This window comes from Helicobacter sp. 23-1048, assembly GCF_053654545.1.
In genome coordinates this window covers 193,444-211,713 of the sequence record NZ_JBSIUT010000001.1, presented here as the reverse complement: position 1 = coordinate 211,713, position 18,270 = coordinate 193,444, and the positions used below count along the sequence as shown (strand labels likewise).

21 protein-coding genes are annotated in these 18,270 nt (G+C 40.2%); 15 read left to right on the top strand and 6 right to left on the bottom strand.

All coding sequences use genetic code 11. The annotated features are described in order from the left end of the window. Positions 1 to 11: 11 nt before the first annotated feature. The 3 genes from ACWIWK_RS01110 (at position 12) to ACWIWK_RS01100 (ending at position 3,277) form a co-directional block, all read left to right on the top strand. The gene (locus ACWIWK_RS01110; protein WP_454150057.1) at positions 12 to 389 is read left to right on the top strand and encodes a dihydroneopterin aldolase; all 378 of its coding nucleotides are present in this window, start codon (positions 12 to 14) and stop codon (positions 387 to 389) included. Between the two features lie 223 nt (positions 390 to 612). Next, the gene (locus tag ACWIWK_RS01105) at positions 613 to 2,433 is read left to right on the top strand and encodes a Na/Pi cotransporter family protein (RefSeq protein ID WP_454150055.1); all 1,821 of its coding nucleotides are present in this window, start codon (positions 613 to 615) and stop codon (positions 2,431 to 2,433) included. A 172-nt stretch (positions 2,434 to 2,605) separates the two neighbouring features. Continuing rightward, a complete protein-coding gene (locus ACWIWK_RS01100; protein WP_454150053.1) occupies positions 2,606 to 3,277 on the top strand; it encodes a TenA family protein in 672 nt (223 codons plus the stop codon). A gap of 105 nt (positions 3,278 to 3,382) precedes the next feature. Here ACWIWK_RS01100 and ACWIWK_RS01095 read toward each other — a convergent pair whose 3' ends face one another. Beyond that, positions 3,383 to 4,147: a hypothetical protein gene (locus ACWIWK_RS01095; RefSeq protein WP_454150051.1), complete on the bottom strand. Its 765-nt coding sequence runs from the start codon at positions 4,145 to 4,147 to the stop codon at positions 3,383 to 3,385. Between the two features lie 131 nt (positions 4,148 to 4,278). On the opposite strand from ACWIWK_RS01095, the gene ACWIWK_RS01090 reads away from it, so the two are divergent. The 7 genes from ACWIWK_RS01090 (at position 4,279) to arsR (ending at position 9,862) form a co-directional block, all read left to right on the top strand. Beyond that, positions 4,279 to 5,355: an LptF/LptG family permease gene (locus ACWIWK_RS01090; RefSeq protein WP_454151996.1), complete on the top strand. Its 1,077-nt coding sequence runs from the start codon at positions 4,279 to 4,281 to the stop codon at positions 5,353 to 5,355. A 72-nt stretch (positions 5,356 to 5,427) separates the two neighbouring features. Further along, entirely contained in the window at positions 5,428 to 6,132 is a 705-nt protein-coding gene (locus ACWIWK_RS01085; RefSeq protein ID WP_454150050.1) for a F0F1 ATP synthase subunit A, read from the top strand. Positions 6,133 to 6,164: 32 nt separating this feature from the next. Next, entirely contained in the window at positions 6,165 to 6,737 is a 573-nt protein-coding gene (locus ACWIWK_RS01080; protein WP_454150048.1) for a thiamine phosphate synthase, read from the top strand. Between the two features lie 105 nt (positions 6,738 to 6,842). Continuing rightward, positions 6,843 to 7,859, top strand: a complete 1,017-nt coding sequence (locus ACWIWK_RS01075) for a hypothetical protein (RefSeq protein WP_454150046.1) — start codon at positions 6,843 to 6,845, stop codon at positions 7,857 to 7,859. Then, on the top strand, positions 7,859 to 8,419 hold the full coding sequence (locus tag ACWIWK_RS01070) for a hypothetical protein (protein WP_454150045.1): 561 nt from the start codon (positions 7,859 to 7,861) through the stop codon (positions 8,417 to 8,419). Before ACWIWK_RS01075 ends, ACWIWK_RS01070 begins: the two co-directional genes overlap by 1 nt. Further along, the gene (locus ACWIWK_RS01065) at positions 8,412 to 9,056 is read left to right on the top strand and encodes a hypothetical protein (RefSeq protein WP_454150044.1); all 645 of its coding nucleotides are present in this window, start codon (positions 8,412 to 8,414) and stop codon (positions 9,054 to 9,056) included. Before ACWIWK_RS01070 ends, ACWIWK_RS01065 begins: the two co-directional genes overlap by 8 nt. 125 nt (positions 9,057 to 9,181) lie before the next feature. Next, a complete protein-coding gene (gene arsR / locus ACWIWK_RS01060; protein WP_454151995.1) occupies positions 9,182 to 9,862 on the top strand; it encodes an acid response regulator transcription factor ArsR in 681 nt (226 codons plus the stop codon). Between the two features lie 39 nt (positions 9,863 to 9,901). Here arsR and flgK read toward each other — a convergent pair whose 3' ends face one another. The 5 genes from flgK to thrC form a co-directional block, all read right to left on the bottom strand. After that, positions 9,902 to 11,725, bottom strand: a complete 1,824-nt coding sequence (flgK, locus tag ACWIWK_RS01055) for a flagellar hook-associated protein FlgK (protein WP_454150042.1) — start codon at positions 11,723 to 11,725, stop codon at positions 9,902 to 9,904. A 9-nt stretch (positions 11,726 to 11,734) separates the two neighbouring features. Next, a complete protein-coding gene (locus ACWIWK_RS01050) occupies positions 11,735 to 12,160 on the bottom strand; it encodes a hypothetical protein (RefSeq protein ID WP_454150041.1) in 426 nt (141 codons plus the stop codon). A 51-nt stretch (positions 12,161 to 12,211) separates the two neighbouring features. Further along, positions 12,212 to 12,433, bottom strand: a complete 222-nt coding sequence (locus tag ACWIWK_RS01045) for a hypothetical protein (protein WP_454150039.1) — start codon at positions 12,431 to 12,433, stop codon at positions 12,212 to 12,214. An 87-nt stretch (positions 12,434 to 12,520) separates the two neighbouring features. Beyond that, positions 12,521 to 12,712, bottom strand: a complete 192-nt coding sequence (locus tag ACWIWK_RS01040) for a hypothetical protein (protein ID WP_454150038.1) — start codon at positions 12,710 to 12,712, stop codon at positions 12,521 to 12,523. A 2-nt stretch (positions 12,713 to 12,714) separates the two neighbouring features. After that, complete coding sequence (gene thrC, locus ACWIWK_RS01035; protein WP_454150036.1) at positions 12,715 to 14,262, bottom strand: threonine synthase; 1,548 nt, start codon at positions 14,260 to 14,262, stop codon at positions 12,715 to 12,717. Positions 14,263 to 14,354: 92 nt separating this feature from the next. Between thrC and abc-f the strand changes: the two genes are divergently transcribed. The 5 genes from abc-f to ACWIWK_RS01010 all read left to right on the top strand — a co-directional run bounded on the left by abc-f (position 14,355) and on the right by ACWIWK_RS01010 (position 18,255). After that, on the top strand, positions 14,355 to 15,986 hold the full coding sequence (abc-f, locus tag ACWIWK_RS01030; protein WP_454150034.1) for a ribosomal protection-like ABC-F family protein: 1,632 nt from the start codon (positions 14,355 to 14,357) through the stop codon (positions 15,984 to 15,986). Between the two features lie 37 nt (positions 15,987 to 16,023). After that, positions 16,024 to 16,266, top strand: coding sequence for a hypothetical protein (locus ACWIWK_RS01025; protein ID WP_454150032.1), 243 nt, complete (start codon positions 16,024 to 16,026; stop codon positions 16,264 to 16,266). Beyond that, a complete protein-coding gene (locus ACWIWK_RS01020; protein ID WP_454150030.1) occupies positions 16,263 to 17,276 on the top strand; it encodes a DNA adenine methylase in 1,014 nt (337 codons plus the stop codon). Before ACWIWK_RS01025 ends, ACWIWK_RS01020 begins: the two co-directional genes overlap by 4 nt. A 67-nt stretch (positions 17,277 to 17,343) precedes the next feature. Then, complete coding sequence (locus ACWIWK_RS01015; protein WP_454150028.1) at positions 17,344 to 17,508, top strand: hypothetical protein; 165 nt, start codon at positions 17,344 to 17,346, stop codon at positions 17,506 to 17,508. After that, positions 17,509 to 18,255, top strand: a complete 747-nt coding sequence (locus tag ACWIWK_RS01010) for a hypothetical protein (protein WP_454150026.1) — start codon at positions 17,509 to 17,511, stop codon at positions 18,253 to 18,255. Positions 18,256 to 18,270 lie beyond the last annotated feature (15 nt).

Below are 18,270 nucleotides of genomic sequence, written 5' to 3'. Positions count from 1 at the left end.
AAGGAGGTCGTATGCGCTTTTGTGTGTATATTAGGGATTTAGAGTTTCGCACGATTATAGGCGTGCTAGAATCTGAACGCGAGAAAAAACAAGACATTGTGCTTAATGTCAAGATTTTTTATACCTATGAAAATGAGAGCAAAGATGCGCATAGCGTGGGGTTTTTAGACTATGCAGAAGTTGTCAAAGTCATTAAACACCACATTAAATCCAAAAAATATGGACTTTTGGAGGATTTGCTCATAGGGCTCAATGCGATATTGCGTAAAAAATTCCCAATGATTGAGAAAATGTCCCTGCAAGCCTTTAAACCAAGTGCTATTAAGGGTGCGCAAGTTGGGTTGGGATTAAAGAGCAATGCGAAGAGTTTATTGGCATTTTTTGCCTAGTGCGCGCTAAAATCAGCCTATTACGCACTCCAAGTATTATATCCCCTTGCTGGTGCTTAATAAAATTTTATGCTACATTTTTTTGCTTTTAATGTATAATTGAGCGTTTTTGCGTGATTTTACAAAGATTTTACAAATCTTAGCTAAATGCGTTTGGTTGCACTTTAATCAAAGATTCTACACCAAAATAGAGAATCTAAAATTTCATTGTAAAGGCGGTTTTATGTTGGGTAAGTTTAGCAAGGCAATAAAGCAATATTACTTTTTTGTCATAGGGATATTAGTGATTTACGCGCTTGCTGTGAATGAGGAAATCGGCAAGCTGTGTGCGGGTGTGGCAATTTTGCTTTTTGGTATGCTCTTTTTGGGCGAGGGCTTTAGAGGATTTTCTGGAGGGATTTTAGAGAGAGTGCTCTCAAGCTGGACAAAGACGCCTATAAGAAGCGTGGCTTTTGGGACGATTGCTACGACTATAATGCAAAGCTCAAGTATCGTAACGGTGCTGGCGGTTACCTTTGCAGGAGTGTCGCTTATCACGGTAACGCAAGGTATTGGCGTTATGTTTGGTGCGAATTTAGGAAATAGTGCTGGCTCGTGGTTGATTGTGGGCGCGAGCTCTATTAGTATTTCTGCATTGGCGTTGCCTTTTATTGTGGGCGGATTGTTGTTTAACTTTCGTCCAAGTAAGGCACAAAAATACTTTGGCAAGATTCTCGCTGGATTTGGATTTTTCTTTTTGGGCGTGTTTTACATTAAGGCTGGATTTGAGGGCTTTAAGGAAGTAATGGATTTATCTCAATACCGCTTAGAGGGGTATAAGGAAGTTTTTGGATTCTTGCTTATTGGTGCGGCGATGACAGCCATTATCCAAAGCTCTCACGGCTCTCTTGCCATTATCATCGCTGCGTATGCGGAGCAGCAAATAAGCTACTCAGGTGCGCTTGCTGCGGTGCTTGGCACGAGTGTGGGTGGTGTGGTAACTGCACTTGTCGCTTCGCTTGGCACAAATGTGGAGGGGCGTAGGTTAGCGGTAGCAAATTGTGTGTTTAACTTTACCACCGTGTTTATTGTCGCGGTGTTTTTCCCATATTTTGAAGCACTTAATAATATGGTGGGGGATTTGTGTGGGTTTGCTGAAGATTCTATGTTTCGCATAGCGATTTGGCACACACTCTTTAATCTCGTTGGAGTCGTGCTTTTAACGGCTTTTATCCCACTTATAGCAAAGATTCTTAACAGCCTTTTAAAGAGCAAGTCAAAATCTCAAGATGCACCGCTGTATATCAATGATGCGTTATTGCCTTACCGTGATACAGCCATAGAAGCACTCACTAAAGAAGTTAAACATCTTTATGACAATGCCTTTGCGATTATTTCGCACGCGATTGGATTCCACCGCACAGACATAAAGAGCGATAAAGAGCTTAAAGAAGTGGTAAAAAATAAAGATTGGCTTAAAGAAGACATTGATGTCAATGAACTCTATAACAACCAAGTAAAAACGCTTTTTAACAGCGTTATGGATTTTTCAAGCAAACTTCAAACTTTCGTCAGCGACATTGGGCATATTGAGCAAATTACAGCGTTACAAATCGCTTCGCGTAAAATTGCTGAGGCGACAAAAAGTGCAGGAGTGCTAAGAGCAAACATAAAGAAATACTCTACGGGCAGAAATGCGGCTATGCAAAAAGAATACGATGAAATGCGCCTTGAAGTGGGCTCGCTTTTAAGACTTATCGAGCAAATTAAAATTGCACCTAAAAAGCGACAAAAGAAAGCAAAAAATATGCTTAAGGATTACAAAAAATTCTTTAAAGCCCAAGATAGAAATGCGTTTGGCATTGTTGAGCGACTTATCCAGCAAAAGGCTATTAGCTCGGCAAATGGGACATCGCTTCTTAATGACATTTCCTTTATCGATAATATTGCCAAAGAGCTCATCTCTGTGGCAAACAATATGTATGGTTTAGTCGATGTGAATGTAAAAAAGAAGAAGGGCAAAAACAAACACTCAACGCTTGTAGAGTGGAACTTAAAAATGTAGAGCATTGCTCTAACAACCTCCACAGAATCCCAAAAGGGATTCTGTCTTTTTCGCCTTTGGTTTAAAATTATCAATATTTTTTAAAAAAGTTAAATAAAAATATGTTTTTAGGGCAATATTTACTTGAATATATTAGTATGTGTGCTCCAAAACAACATTATAAGGAGCAATTATGAGCACAAAAAAACTTTTTTCTTCTCTTGTAGAAGCAAATGCAGATATTTGGGACAAATACATTCATCATCAATTTGTCAAGCAAATCGAGGCGGGCACATTACCAAAAGAAAACTTTTTGTTTTACCTTAAGCAAGATTCTATTTATTTGTTGCATTATGGGAGGTGTTGTGCTTTGCTGGCAAATAATGCCACCAATACCACCGAGCTAAAATTCGCCACAAAGTATCAAAATATCGCCATTGAAGTGGAATCTCAACTCCACACGAGCATTTTGCAATTTGGCATTGAACACTTAAATGCGCGTGATGAGAGTATAACAAATATCGCTTATACGCGCTATATGCAGGGCGTGGCAAGTAGCGGGGATTACCTTGATATGCTTGTGGCTTTAAGTAGCTGTGCGATTGGCTATGGCGTGATTGGTAGAGAGCTTGGGAGCAGGCTTGATATTACCAAACTTGATAATCACCCATATAAAGATTGGATTTGCACTTATGCGGGCGATGAGATTCAGGTGTTGGTGCGTGAGTTTGAGGAGTTTGTGGATAGTTATAGCCACGCCGTAAATGAGACAAAGTTTAAAAAACTTAGCGATATTTTTTACACCGTCACGCGATTAGAATGTGCCTTTTGGCAACACGGATTAGAGATGAAAATGGATATTTAAGGTCGCTTATTACAAGAAAGCAACGAGCTATTGAGTAAGGGTGGAGTGAAATTGTATAAATAGAAAGCAAAAAGGCTTTCTATTTATATTGATTGTGTGAAGAGGCTAAAATACATAGCCTAAGATGATTGACGCTCTCCAATAAGGGACTTGAAAATCTTTTGTCTTAATATAAGTGTTAAGCGCGGTAAAATCACCCGGGTCTCGCGTAGTGCTATTAAGGTTGCCCATCATATAGCGCACGCCAATGCTAAAGGTGTCTTTAAGTTTAAGTCCAAGTCCGCCACCATAGACAACCCCTTGATACACAGCATTCGCACTCCAATTATTTTGTGTATCACTCTTAAAAAATGTATCTGTGAGTGAATGATAAGAATATCCAGCCATCGCTTGGATATAGAATCCTCCACCAAAATGCACACCCAACACAGCGGGAATCTGCACTCCCCAACCGCTAAAATTTGTCTCGCCTAGCAGTTTGGTCCCATTTGGCAATTCTGCTTGTGGCGAAGTGGCAAAAATATTACTATCTCCACGAGCTCGGAGATACACAGGCACGGTGATTTCCACACCCACATAAGGATGCAACCCACCCGCACTAGAGACCGATACAATGTAGCTAGAATATCCAACATCAGCGGAGTTTAAAATCATATCGCCAAGTGATGAGTAAGAATAGCCTAAATGCCCCTCATTGTAGAGAATCCAAGTCGCAGAGCTACTCGCACTACTCGCCTTTATCACGCGTCCGCTTCCAAAGTTTGAAAGCAATGAGCTCTCCGCACTTTTGTATGAGTTAAATGGGCTTGCGCCAAACACACTACAAACTAAAGAAACAAGCACAACGCTTGTCATAACTAAGAATCGCATAAATGCCTCCTTGATATAAGGTAATTTAGATATTATCTCTAAGTTTAATAAATCGGCGAAAATATTGGCGTTTAAATAGTGGAAAATTGCTATAATGCGTAGATTCTATAAAATTAAGCGGGGTTTTGGCAATGTTGTTTCGATTTATTGCTTTGCATTATCTCAAGTATTTTTGCATTATTTTTAGCGCGCTTGAGTTGTTTTTTGTAACTATCGATACGCTTCAATACATTGACAAACTTCCAGATTCTGCAAACTTATTGGTGTTGTATATTTTTTATGATTGTGTCTATGCGATGAGTTATACTTTACCCATATCGCTTGCATTAAGTGCGATTGTATTTCTTATAAACTTGCTTAAAACAAACCAATTAACAGCACTTCTTGCGCTTGGATATTCTCGCTTGCGGATTTTATTTCCCGTTGTTGCGGTGTGTGTGTTTTTTACTTGTGCGCATATTGGGTTAAATTGCACGCCACTTGCCTATGCGTTAGAGCAAGTGGAGCTTATCGTGCATAATCAAACGCTTGTAAATGTCCGCACTGATGTGCTTTTAAAGTTTGATGACAAATACATTTATATGGGGAAGATTTTTCCACTCGAAGATGGTGGTGCGAGGGTGGAGAATATCAAAATCTTTGAGCTAGATTCCCTAGAACTTCGGCAATATTATAGTGCTAAGAGTGGATTTTTTGTCAATAATCAGTGGCGACTTAGCGATGTGAATTTGGTGAGCATTTCTCCGCAACTACAAATCGGTAGCAAAGCCATAGATAAACAAGAAATCGCCCAATTAGAGCTATTAAAAGGATTTCGTCCAAAGGTGCTTGATACCTTTGCCAAAGACAAGCCTCGTGTGTCTATCATTGATGCGATTGATACACTGCGAATCTCCATAAAACAAGGCACAAGCTCGACTAAAATGCGTGGCATTATCTATGCCTTAGTCGTTGCACCATTTTTTGTCCCATTGAGTATTCTTGTCATTGCGAGTTTTATCCCTTCTTTAGCGCGCTATGAGAATCTTGCGATACTTGGATTTTCTTGTGTTCTTGGTGTGCTTATGGTTTGGGGGTTATTTTTCTCTTTTGCTGAATTTTCCACAGCGGGCTTAATCCAACCAGAAATGGGCGTGCTCGCACCATTTTTGATATTATTTGGTTGCACTTTGCATTTTTTGCGTAAAATCAACACAAAATTCATATAATTTTATTGTTTTAAGAGGTTTTTTACTTTTCACAAGGCATAATATTGGGAAATTTTATGCAAGGGCAATGTTATGGAAGATAGAGTTTGGACCATTGCGGGGGCGTTTTACCCGCACTCATTAGAAAAAGTGTTTTCTCATCAAGATTTTGTGGTGGCGGTTTATACCGTGTTGATTAGTGTTTTGCTTTTGGTGTGTGCGAAGCTCGCCACAAGCAAGATGCAACTTGTGCCTAGTGGCGTGCAAAATGTGTTTGAAACACTTATCAGCGGAGTGATTAACTTCTCAAAGGACATTGTGGGCGAGGAAGTAGCAAGGAAGTATTTTCCACTTGCGGCTACCATTGGCTTACTTGTGGCGTTTGCTAATCTTATTGGGATTATACCGGGCTTTGAAGCACCGAGCTCTAGCCTTAGCTTTACACTTGTTTTAGCGTTGGTGGTGTTTTTTTACTACCATTTTGAGGGCATTCGAGCGCAAGGAGTCATCAAGTATTTCAAGCACTTTATGGGTCCTGTGCCTTGGCTTATTCCCTTAATGTTACCTGTGGAGATTATTTCACACTTTTCACGCATTATTTCGCTTTCTTTCCGTTTGTTTGGGAATATCAAGGGCGATGATATGTTTTTGCTTATTATGCTTATGCTTGTGCCTTGGGTTGTGCCTGCATTGCCGTTTGCTATTTTGACTTTTATGGCATTTTTGCAAGCCTTTGTGTTTATGATTCTCACTTATGTGTATATTAGCGGAGCGGTAGCAGTAGATTCTGACCATTAAGCAGATAATCGGCTTAGGCTAAGGCACATTGAATGGGCGTGTTGCAATCTTTGCTTATCACGCCCAGCTATTACACTTCGCGTGATTGCGCTCAAAATCTCGGTGCTATTTTAGATTCTCATCAAGTGCATTACGCTATGTATCGGTGTGATGATATGTCTTTAGCTGAGGATTTTGCCCTGCAGTGTAAAAAGCGTGGCATTCGTGTGGTGTTAAACGCTACTTTTGACAACGCCAATCCGTTAGCCATTTTAGATTCTCATCTTTTGCGCCATTTTGATGGAATCCACCTAAAAGGTGCGTATTTTACTTGCATAGATTCTATCGCGCGTCATTATGGTGGTATCATTGGATTTAGCGCGCATAGCGTTGATGAGGTATATGGGGCATTGCGGAGCGGTGCGCATTATTGCACACTTAGTCCTATTTTCCCCACGCCAAACAAACCCGCCCCATTAGGCATACAATCTTTGCACGCCCTACATATTCAAGCACGAGAGAAGACATTTGCCTTAGGTGGCATTGTAAGTGATTCTCACATTGCTAAAATCACGAGCATTGAGCACATTAAGGGCTTTGGCTCTATTCGATATTTTTTCTCCTAAATATGTGATTTTTGCCCAAATAGCCATAATAAAGGAACGATATTTTTATGTGCTAAGGGGTAGAAATTTTATACAATAACTTTGTAAGTAAGTGAGGTAGGTATTTTGGGCTTATCATCTTTTCTTCGCCCTTTTTTTTCGACTGCGTTTATTGGCGTAGATGTTGATGGGAGATTTTGCAAGGTCTATGTGGTAGCTCGCAAAAATGGACAAACAAAGGAAGAGTTTTGCAAAGAATTTAAAGCCTTTGACAATAAACTGCCTGCTGAAGCCGCAAAGCTCATTCGCGCATACAAAAGAAAATATCCATTTACTTATCTTGGCTCAATATCAAAGACCTACAATCAAGGCGTGATTGATACGACACAAAGGGTGAAACTCTCAAAGTTTGGCATTAAGCCCGATGAGAATTTATTTATACGAATGCATAATTGGGCGTGTTATATACAAAAGCGCGCTGTTGCAGAAAGTCGAGCGCGCTATCTTCAAGCGTTGGGGTTGGATTTTTTATTTTCCCCATTTATTGTGATTTATACCATTATCGCACACAAAATGCTTCGCACTAGAAATTGCTTGTATGTGCTGCAACAAAGGTCTAATATCAGCTTGCTTGTAGCGGATAAGAAAAATGTTTTTTTTGGCGGATATTTCCCATTAAGCAGCGATTTGGAGGGCATTGGAGATGATGATGACGAGCACAGCGAGATTAGCTCTATTTTAGATATGAAAAATATTGATGGACTTGCTGGGACTTCCCCAGAGGAGTTACGCGAGTTAGGAGAGCTAGATGGCATAGATGAGGAAGTCCTTGAGCAAGAGATTGCGCCAAAAGAGCTCAAAAATAGAAAAAAAGCTCAAGGCGAGCAAGCAAGGATTGAGGAATTGCGTGATTTGGCGCGTGCTAATGATACGAGTGAGATTATCACAAATTGCGTGAGTGAGTTTTATAGTAATGATATGTATAAAAGCGATTTTTTGGACAAAATCATTCTTCTTGACACTTATGGAATCTCCAATCAAGCTGTCGAGCATATAAGAAATTCGCTTTTAATGGATATTGAAGTGCGCCCCGTGGATATAACAAAAACATTGATAGAGCTTATGCAAAGGGAGAATCCATAATGGCATCATATAGTTTCATACAACCAAAAGCAAAGTCGATTTTTCGCCGTTTTACAAAATTTTGGCTTTTTTATATTTTGCTAATGATTGTTTGCATTGGTGTGTTTGATAGATTCTTAGAAACGCGCATCGATGGGAAGCAATACGAAGTTGTCGATATGGACGACCAAACTAAAGAGGTAAGTGAAAAAATCACCGCGACAAAGGAATATATCGCACGCCTTACTTACGAGCACAACACAGTTGCGCTTATTGATGAGAAAGTGGGTGGCGAAAAATCTACAAACCAGCGGTTTAGAGGTGGTTTTGAACGATTAGTAAATCTTATCCCAACGCAAATTACGCTTAATAGTATTCGCATTGATGAGAGAAAGCTAGAGCTTAAAGGCATCACACCCTCCCAAGAAGTGTATAAATTTTTGCTAGAAGCACCGCTTAAGGCGAGCTTTGATGAAAGCAGGGTGGATTTTTTCCCTTTGCTTAATGGCTGGTTTCACTTTACTTCAGTAAGCAAGCGTAGCGAGCCATTGCGAAAGCCTCAAGGAGAAGAAGATGAATGATTACAAAAGTGAATTTACAATAAAAAACACCCTCTTTTTCTTTGTTTTTGTGATAATTTGTGTCATTGGAGTAGTCAATGTGCTTTTGCCTCGTATAGAGACTTATAAAAAACAACTCACAGAAAATCGGCGCGAAGAGCTTATCTATAATCAAGCTGTGAATGAATACAACAAAACCAAAGCCGCACTTAAATCTCTCATTGAGGAAAATGCCCAAGCTTTTGATAGACTTTATGCTGACACACCGACAGAAAAGCAACTCCAAGAACGCATAAAACATTATTTTGTCTCACTTAAAGTGAAGAAAAAAGAGACCAAATCAGACAACAACATTTCTTATACGAAGTTTGATATTTCTGGCTTTATGGCAAACAACACAAAAGTGCTTGAATTTTTAGAGCAAATTGGCAATTTAGAAAATATTGTGCAAATTAACGCTCCTTTAATCGTGCGCGAGGATAAGGCAAGCAAGACACTTAGCGTGTTTTTTAGCCTTGAGATTCTCCAAAGCCACTATACGCCAAGCGAGATTATTTTACAAGAAGATTTGCAATACAAGCACCCAAGCAAGATACCAGCGCAATCAAGCCAAGATTCTGGAGCAATGTTGCAATTTGTGTTAGGGTTGCGCGATTAAATATATAAAGTGCTTTACTTAATTTTATCTTAAAGCATTTTGTTATACAATACGCTAAATTTCGGTTTAGCAAAACCAAAGGAGAATAAATGTCAAAAGAGACCCAAAAAGAGCCAACAAAAGAAATGTTGGAAGTGTTGATGATTGAAGATGATATGGAGCTTGCCGAGATTCTCACAGAATACCTTAAGGGGCACGATATGAATGTAACCAATTATGATGAGCCCTATACAGGAATGAGTGCCGTCAATGCCAAGCATTTTGATATTTTACTGCTTGATTTAACCCTGCCAAACCTCGATGGATTAGAGGTTTGCAAGCGTGTGGCGAAGCAGAAAAATATCCCAATCATTATCTCTTCAGCAAGAAGCGATGTCGATGATAAGGTAAAAGCCCTAGAATATGGCGCAGATGATTATTTGCCTAAGCCTTATGACCCAAAAGAGCTTGTAGCGCGCATTAACTCACTTTTGCGCCGATACGCAAAGAAAAATCCAAAAGAGCTTAGTAGGGAAAAAGAATCAATCTTTAAAATTGATAAGCAAACAAGACAGGTGTATTTTAAGGATAAAATGCTTGAACTCACAAGAGCGGAGTATGAGATTCTCACACTGCTTATTGGTAAAAAGGGGCAGGTGTTTTCACGCGAGGCAATCGCCATAGAATCTGAAAGTATCAACCCAGAGAGCTCAAATAAAAGCATTGATGTGATTATTGGGCGATTGCGCTCTAAGATTGAGGAGAATCCAAAATCGCCAAAATACATTATATCCGTGCGCGGAGTAGGCTATAAACTTGAAGCGTAGGGATTGCGTAGATTTCCTAATCTTTTTTAAGCGTGGTGATTATTGCTTTATGCTTAGGAGTGTTTCTATCATTCTATCAATGGTAGTGATGACTTTGGCATTTGCCGCATAACCACCTTGAAATTTAATAAGATTTACCATTTCTTCATCAATGCTTACTTGTGAAATAGAGTGGTGCTCTTTTTTCACCGCGCTTAGCACAGCGTCTTTGGTTTCTTTGGTGCGCTCTGTTTGTTCGGTTTGTGTTGCTACGCGCCCCGTTACAAACTGAAAATACTCAGAAATGCGCATACTCTTTGGCTCTTTGGCTAAAAATGGATAGAAATCCACCTCATCATATTGGAGTTGTTGCATCATATTTGCCACTTCAAAGTTCCCAGCCACAGGAGAGAGCCAAGGTCTAATCAACGCTGAATCGCGTGCATATTCAGGGTTGAGTGCGATATTTCTCGCACTATTCCCATCAAAAAACCGATTGATTCCAAGCGCACCCACAAAGTTTGTGCCATTATCTTTGATACCCACATATAAGCCTTGTGAAGGATTTTTCGCAGCAACGACAAATTGGCGTCCTGTCGGGTGATAGTAGGCTTGGAAATAGTCATCGACATCGTTGAGTGCGTTGTTATCTGCATTATCATCAGTGTTTGCATTGATAGCCTTGATAATATCATTCATCGTGGTGATACGGTCTATGTTGATAGTTTTGCGCACGATTTCTTCGCCCTTTGTGTTATACACGATAATATCAAAACTCCCCTCTTTAATGTTGTAGGGGGAATCAATAAGCGCAGCGGTATTCCAAATATCCAAAATGTCGCTTTTAATATCGTGTGTGGCACTTTGGGCGTAAATATGGTTGGTTGCTTCAATAAGCCCCCGTGCAAAGACATCAAGGTGATTGATATAATCTTGAAGTTTTCCAAGTGGCGCGTCATAAGTCCCATCACCAAAAAGAGCGATAAGCGAGCCAGCCTTGCCTTGAGTAAGTTTATCAGTGATTTCTATGGTTTTAAAGTCATCACCTTGAAAATACACATGCGCTAAATTTGGCGCATTTTCATCTGTTTTTACGATGATTGGGTGGTGCATTGCACCATCGACAATGTTAAAGCCGTGTGCGACATTAAGCACATATTCATCATCAAAGTCCGCCATTCTAGGCGCGATTGGATATTTTGTCCATAAGTGGTTTTTAAACACATTTGCCCCAAGCAACGATTGAATATTAAATTCAAGTTCATCGCGCCTATCGCGCAATTCATTTGCCTGCATAAATTGGATTTGGTCTTCCATTTCTTTAATTTTGCCGTTAATTTGTGCGATTTCTTTAGCGTTGGCATTGACTTCTTTAATCACCACTTCTAGCTCCTCGCTTGCCTTTCTTTGGAGGATTTCTAGTCGCCTGCGTGTATCGGTGATAGTTTTGACTAGCGTTTGAGCGTCTTTTGCAAGGACTTGCTTTTGTGCTGGGTCGGTGGAGTATTTTGCTAAATCTTTCCAAGAATCAAAGTATCGCTCCAAATCGTTGTAGATTCCCACTTCATCGACTTCTGGGAAAAATGCACTCGCCTCGCGCAAATACTCAAAATGTGTGTTGTAAAATTGTGATTCTTCGCTTGCTCTACGATAGCGTGAAAATACAAATTCATCGTGCACTCTAGCGATAGTCTCTACGCTCACGCCACGCCCGATATTTACCCCTTGATAATACAAAGGCTTCTCTGGGCGCACGATTGTGCGCTGACGACTATAAAACTCATCACTCGCGTTTGAAATATTATTGCCCGTTACATCTACCATTACTTGATGGGCAGATAATCCCGTGTATGAAGTATTTAGTGATGATAAAATGCCACCCATATTAGACCTTTATGCGTTAATATCTAAAATATGGCTTTTGGGCTTGCTTGCTGTATAGTCGTGATTCTCATAAGGCACGAGAGCTTTAAGCAATGAGGTGTAAAATTCACCCACAGCAAATACGCTTTGTGCGTAAGATGAGTTGATGTCTTTGAGTGTTTTAAGTGTGCTTTTTAATCGCTCTAAACCCTCATCAACTTCAGAATCTAGCAATTCACTCATTGGTGTATTGGGGTTTTTTTCCATAAGTTCGCGCATTTGTGATTCTAAAAGCGATTTGTTGGTTTCAAATGATTTAATAAGGAGCTTTTTTTCCTCATTGCGTGCAAAAATCGCATCATTGTTTGCCAACGCAATGTCAGCGACATCTTCTTTGGTGAGGATTATAAGTTTATCTAAATCACTAATGGCTTCTTGTAGATGTTGTAATAGCATTGCAATCTCCAAATGCGCCCTCTTTGGGATTTGACTCCCCAAATGCGCTTTTTAGAGATTAAGCAAATCTAATGCCATTTTCTTAGAAGTTTCGGGGATATTGATTTCGTATTTATCTTGTGCTATTTGGTCTTTGATACGCTTTGCTTTGTCAGTATTTGCAGATTCTAGCACGTTTTGGCTTTTTGTAGAATCTTGGGTTTTTGCACCCTTGTTTTTCGTATCGTTGTTGTGTGCGGCATTGATAGCACTCGCATTTACACCTGTAATCACTGCTACTCCTTAAATCTCTATTTGCCTTAAGCCAAAATCGGCGAAAGTTCTATGTTTTTAAATCAATTTGTGTTCCCTTTTGTGTGGCTACCTCGATATTCCGCGTTTGCCAATCTCTTTTTGGAGGTCTTTAACGCTTGTTGGTCCTAGATTCTTTGCCCCTTCAAAGAGCGCGTCTTGAGAATCTCTAAAGGTATAAATGCCAAGCAAAGCCATCGCATAAAGAAAGAAAAAAAATGCGATGGTTGGAATAAGCCAATTTTTATTCACAATATTCATTTTTACCTCCGTTGTGTAAGCCACTCTATAATGTGGGGCTTGACTTCTTTAATGGCTAGCTCTTGGCTTTGCGCAATGGGCTTGTCGAATAATGAGCTAATATTGCTATGCAGGGTAATCTGAGAATCTAAGCCCTGCAAGAAAGCAATAGCCTCCTTGTCGCCATATTTATTTATCTCCTTAAGTTTCCCTAAATCGTTTGATTTGTGAGAAACTTTAGAAATTTCTTTATCCTCTCGTAATGCCATTGCAATGGTGGGAGCAAATTTGCTCCATTCCGCAGTGGAGCAAAGCACAAACTTGCCACCCACACTTTGCTTAAAGTCTTTATATGCCTTTAATCCACACGCTGTATGGGAATCTAACACATATCCCTTCGCATACGATTCTCTAATGAACTCTTTGCATTGCTCATCTGTGCAAAAACTCGCGCTAAAATGTTCTTGAAGTGCTTGCAACTCTTTGACATCAAGGGCATAAACTCCATTTTTTTGGAGAGATTGCATACATTGTGCCGTGCGTTGCGCGCCAAAGAGTGCAAACAAGACCCGTTCCACATTGGAGCTTTTGATAATGTCCATTGCAGGGGAAAGCGATTGGATAAGGTTTTTTGTCCTAATGTCATACACGCCTGTGGTGAGGAATTCATAGAGAATCTTGTTGGGGTTTGACGCGCAAATTAGGCGGTTTATAGGCACGCCCATAACTTTCGCATAAAATGCCCCCAAAATATTACCAAAATTTCCACTAGGCACGATAATGTTAATGTGTGAGAATGCGGGATTTTCCAAAGACACTTCCTCACGTCGCAATAACTCTAAATACACCCAAATGTGATAGACAATTTGAAATACTATACGCCCGATATTTACGGAGTTCGCAGCCGATAGAGAAATGTTGAGATTTTGCAAGGTTGCATTAAATTCATCATCGCTAAGCAAGGTTTTAAGTGTGCTTTGCGCATCATCAAAGTTGCCTTGTATGCCAATTACCTTGAGATTTGGGGAATCTTTGGTTACCATTTGTAGTCGTTGCACATCTGAAGTGCCCTTGCTTGGATATAGGCAGACTACATCGATATTACTCGCATCTTTAAAACTCTCTAATGTCGCTGGTCCTGTATCGCCACTTGTCGCCACGAGGATAAGATACCTTTTATCCGTGCTTAGAGATTTTATAAGTGAGCCAAATGGCTGGAGAGCCATATCTTTAAACGCTCGAGTGGGTCCGTGATAGAGTTCTAGCACGGTAAGATTCTCATCGTGGCGTTTAAGTTGCACGGGCGTGTTTGCGTCATCAAAGTTTTCATAAGTTTGGAGTGCATCGCGTAAAAGTCCTTTGGGAATGTCTAATCCCAAAAGCGAGAAAACCTCCTCACATAGCTCTTTGTAAGAGCATTTGCTAAGTCTTACAAGCTCGTTTTTGTGTAATGTCGGTAGTGCAGAAAATGTATAAAGACCACCACTTGCCGTGCTAGGAGAGAGAATCGCTTCACAAAAGCTCTTATAATCCCCTCCACCACGAGTGTCTATCATCTTTGTTGTTTTCATTTACTTCCCTTTTGTGTGTGAAATTGGTGTAATTGTAATCTTTTTGTTATAATAGCGCGTTTTGTGTGAAATTCTTACTTTAAGGACAAAAAATGCTCCAAACAATCAATCTCTCAATGCGCTATCCCACCAAAAAGCTCTTTGAAAATGTGAATCTTAGCCTAGATTGTGGCAAACGCTATGGGCTTATCGGTGCAAATGGCGCGGGAAAATCTACGCTATTAAAGATTCTCTCAGGCGAGGACGAAGCCACAAGCGGCGAAGTGGTAATCGCGCCAAATGCAAGGCTTGGCGTGCTCAAACAAGACCAATACGCCTATGAAAATCTAAGCCTAAAAGACGCCGTGCTTATCGGCAATAAACGCCTCTATGACGCAATCAAGCGCAAAGAGTGGCTCTATGAAAATGGCGATTTAAGCGATGAAAAGGTAAATAACGAGTTAGGCGATTTGGAGATAGTTTGCGCGGAGGAAGACCCTACTTATGAGTGCGAAGTGGTGATTGAGCGGATTTTGGAGGATTTGGGATTCCCCGCCAAAAGCCACCAAAACCTTATGAGTAGCCTTACAGGCGGGGATAAATTTAAGATTCTTTTAGCGCAAGTGCTGTTTCCAAAGCCTGAAATCTTATTGCTCGATGAGCCCACAAACAACCTTGATTTGCCCTCAATCGCGTGGTTGGAAAACAACTTAAAGCATTATGAGGGCGTAATCGTGGTGATTAGCCACGATAGGCATTTTTTAAATTCTATCTGCACGCATATTTTGGATATGGATTTTGGCGGTGTGCGCGAGTTTAGCGGGAATTATGATGATTGGTATATCGCAAGCACCTTGATTGCCAAACAGCAAGAAGCCGAGCGCAATAAAAAGCTCAAAGAAAAAGAGGAATTAGAGAACTTTATCGCCCGATTTAGCGCAAATGCGAGTAAGGCAAAGCAAGCCACTTCGCGACAAAAGCAGTTAGAAAAACTTGATATTTCCGCGCTTAAAGTGAGCTCACGGCGCGACCCTAGCATAGTGTTTAAGCCAAATCGCACAATCGGCAACGAAGCCCTAGAATGCGAGAATATCAGCAAATCTTATGGCGATAAAAAGGTGCTAGAAAATGTTTCGCTAAAGATTTTGCCAAACGATAAAATCGCAGTGATTGGACCAAATGGCGTGGGGAAAAGCACTTTGTTGCAAATCCTTGTCGAAGTCTTGAATCCAGATAGCGGATTTGTGAAATGGGGCGCGACTACACAGCGAGGCTATTTCCCACAAAATGTAAGCGAGGAAATAAAGGGCGAAGAAACACTCTTTGAGTGGCTAAGGGCATTTGATAAGCGCAAGGAAGCGGGCGAAATCCGCAATGCGCTTGGGCGAATGCTTTTTAGTGGCGAGGAGCAAGAAAAGCAGGTAAATCGCCTAAGCGGTGGCGAAAAACACCGAATGGTGCTAAGCAGGCTAATGCTTGAGGGCGGGAATTTTTTAGTGTTAGATGAGCCGACAAATCACTTGGATTTGGAGTCTATCATCGCGCTTGGCGAGGCGTTGTATAAATTTAGCGGGAATGTGATTTGCGTAAGCCACGATAGAGAGTTGATTGACGCATACTCAAATCGCATAATCGAGCTAATCCCGCAGGTTGACAAAAACGATAAAAACGGCGTGAGTTTGCCCGCCAAAATCATCGACTTTCGCGGAACTTATGAGGAATATTTGGAGAGTAAGGGCGAGTAAAAATGTTTAATTTACAAAAAACAACAAGGATAATAAAATGAAAAATAGTGAACAAATTTTGGATATTTTAAAAGATGGTGAGTGGCATTGCGCTGTGTGTGATTTTGGCAATCTTAGCAGTCAGCACGTAGCCATTATTAGAGATTTAGCAAATGAAGGATACCATTTTGAAAACAAATCAGATGAAGCAAGAAAAACCTACAAATATGGTATTTCCAAATTTTGTCAAACTTGTGATGAGAATAGAACACATAGAAAACTTATCTTGCAATCCAAATGAACTACATAGGCTCTAAATTAAAGTTAAGTGGCTTTATTGTGGATTCTATCACGCAAAAAGTGGAAAAATCTAAGCCATTGCGCGAATGCGTATTTTGTGATTTGTTTGCGGGGACAGGGGCTATTGGTAGGGCTTTTAAGCGCAAGGTGCGCAAAGTCATCGCAAATGATAGGGAATTTTATAGCTTTGTTTTGAATAAAAACTACATAGCAAATCACACGCCGATACAAAATCTAGACGCGCTTGTGGCAAATCTCAACAACCTGCAAGGCATAAAGGGCAAAATCTATGAAAATTACGCGCTAGGTGGGACGGCAAATAAAGAACACAAAAGACTATATTTTAGCGATTTTAACGCAATAAAAATCGATGCGATTCGCACGCAGATTGAGAATTTAAAGCAACAAAACGCCATAGATTCTAATGTGTATTATTTTTTGCTCGCTTCACTGCTAGAATCCGCCGATAAAGTCGCAAATGTGGCTTCAGTCTATGGTGCGTTTCTAAAAAATCTTAAAAAATCCGCGCTTAAAACTATGGAATTTAAGGGCGCAAATTACGAGATTAACGATAATTCACACGAAGTTTTTAATAAAAATGCAAGTGATTTGATCGCCAAAATTTCAGGCGATATTCTCTACCTTGACCCGCCTTATAATGCCCGTGAATACGGCGCAAACTATCATTTGCTAAACACAATCGCTTTGTATGATGATTTTGAACCACAGGGCAAAACAGGACTTCGCGAGTATGCAAAAAGTGATTTTTGCAAAAAGGGCAGTGCGTTAAACGCGCTAGAAAATCTTATCAAAAACGCGGATTTTAAGTGGATTTTCTTAAGCTACAATGATGAGGGGATTTTAGGATTAGAACAAATCGCAAGGCTTTTTCACAAATACGGCAAATACGAGCTAACAAGCAAAATCTACCAACGCTTTAAGGCAGATTCTACCCGCACACAAAGGCAAGAATCCACAATCGAGTATTTGCATATTTTGCGAAAGAATTAGTGTGTTTTTGATAAAATCCAAATTTTATCAAACTTTAAAAACGAAGCCCAAGAAAAGGAAGTATGAGATGAAAAGATGTGCAAGATTTACAGAAATTACGCAGTTTGGATTTGCAATATTTGGCATAATCAAGCTAGTGCCGTGCGTGGATTCTAGTGGTGTAAGTTTGCCCGCCAAAATCATCGACTTTCGCGGGACTTATGAGGAATATTTGGAGAGCAGGGGCGAGTAAATGTTTGACAAAATTTTAAGATTGCTAGCATTCGTGCCTATATTTGCGCTTGTGGGTTGCCATAGTGGCAATCAATCTGCCATAGATTCGGCATATTTTGGTTCTGGAAACTATGATTTTGCGCGGGAGGGATTTTGCGGGATATATCACGCGCATTGGGATTGGCCAAGTGATGATGAAGATGATGAATTTGTAAGCAAAATCAACGATGAGAAAAAACGCTGTTTTGCAAATCTATCAAATTCGTGTGATAGCGGAAATATGCGTGATTGTGCGGCTTTGGGGTATTTGCTGCACGGCGAGCACGATGACAAATACAAAAAACCATTAAAAAAAGCTTGTGATGGGAAATATGGTGGTGCGTGTTATAATTTGGCATCTTCTAGCGATGACTTGGAAATAAAAAACAAACTATATAAACAAGGCTGTGAATATGGCGATTTTATGAGCTGTCATCGTCTTTGGTGGAGAGACGAGAGCGATAAAAGCACAAGCGATTGGGCTAAAGCACGCGCCAAAAAGCTATCCGCAGAGGCGTGTGAGAGAATGCAAAAAATCATCGCCACAGAGCCAGAGTATGACATTTATATCGATGGCGTGGGAAATCTAAAAGATTTCAAAGAAAATAAGAAGATTGGCCAACTTGATGACATTTATATTCAGGGGATTGGCTTGGAAAGCGAGTTTAATAAAATGCAAAATTGGCTTTGTAATAAGGCGGAGTTAATGCAAAGATTGGAGGATTGATTTTGCGATGATTCA

Coding starts and splice junctions, on each gene's coding strand:
- ACWIWK_RS01110 (WP_454150057.1), top strand. CDS start 12: ATGCGCTTTTGTGTGTATATTAGGGATTTAGAGTTTCGCACGATTATA.
- ACWIWK_RS01105 (WP_454150055.1), top strand. CDS start 613: ATGTTGGGTAAGTTTAGCAAGGCAATAAAGCAATATTACTTTTTTGTC.
- ACWIWK_RS01100 (WP_454150053.1), top strand. CDS start 2,606: ATGAGCACAAAAAAACTTTTTTCTTCTCTTGTAGAAGCAAATGCAGAT.
- ACWIWK_RS01095 (WP_454150051.1), bottom strand. CDS start 4,147: ATGCGATTCTTAGTTATGACAAGCGTTGTGCTTGTTTCTTTAGTTTGT.
- ACWIWK_RS01090 (WP_454151996.1), top strand. CDS start 4,279: ATGTTGTTTCGATTTATTGCTTTGCATTATCTCAAGTATTTTTGCATT.
- ACWIWK_RS01085 (WP_454150050.1), top strand. CDS start 5,428: ATGGAAGATAGAGTTTGGACCATTGCGGGGGCGTTTTACCCGCACTCA.
- ACWIWK_RS01080 (WP_454150048.1), top strand. CDS start 6,165: ATGGGCGTGTTGCAATCTTTGCTTATCACGCCCAGCTATTACACTTCG.
- ACWIWK_RS01070 (WP_454150045.1), top strand. CDS start 7,859: ATGGCATCATATAGTTTCATACAACCAAAAGCAAAGTCGATTTTTCGC.
- ACWIWK_RS01065 (WP_454150044.1), top strand. CDS start 8,412: ATGAATGATTACAAAAGTGAATTTACAATAAAAAACACCCTCTTTTTC.
- arsR (WP_454151995.1), top strand. CDS start 9,182: ATGTTGGAAGTGTTGATGATTGAAGATGATATGGAGCTTGCCGAGATT.
- flgK (WP_454150042.1), bottom strand. CDS start 11,725: ATGGGTGGCATTTTATCATCACTAAATACTTCATACACGGGATTATCT.
- ACWIWK_RS01050 (WP_454150041.1), bottom strand. CDS start 12,160: ATGCTATTACAACATCTACAAGAAGCCATTAGTGATTTAGATAAACTT.
- ACWIWK_RS01040 (WP_454150038.1), bottom strand. CDS start 12,712: ATGAATATTGTGAATAAAAATTGGCTTATTCCAACCATCGCATTTTTT.
- thrC (WP_454150036.1), bottom strand. CDS start 14,262: ATGAAAACAACAAAGATGATAGACACTCGTGGTGGAGGGGATTATAAG.
- abc-f (WP_454150034.1), top strand. CDS start 14,355: ATGCTCCAAACAATCAATCTCTCAATGCGCTATCCCACCAAAAAGCTC.
- ACWIWK_RS01025 (WP_454150032.1), top strand. CDS start 16,024: ATGAAAAATAGTGAACAAATTTTGGATATTTTAAAAGATGGTGAGTGG.
- ACWIWK_RS01020 (WP_454150030.1), top strand. CDS start 16,263: ATGAACTACATAGGCTCTAAATTAAAGTTAAGTGGCTTTATTGTGGAT.
- ACWIWK_RS01015 (WP_454150028.1), top strand. CDS start 17,344: ATGAAAAGATGTGCAAGATTTACAGAAATTACGCAGTTTGGATTTGCA.
- ACWIWK_RS01010 (WP_454150026.1), top strand. CDS start 17,509: ATGTTTGACAAAATTTTAAGATTGCTAGCATTCGTGCCTATATTTGCG.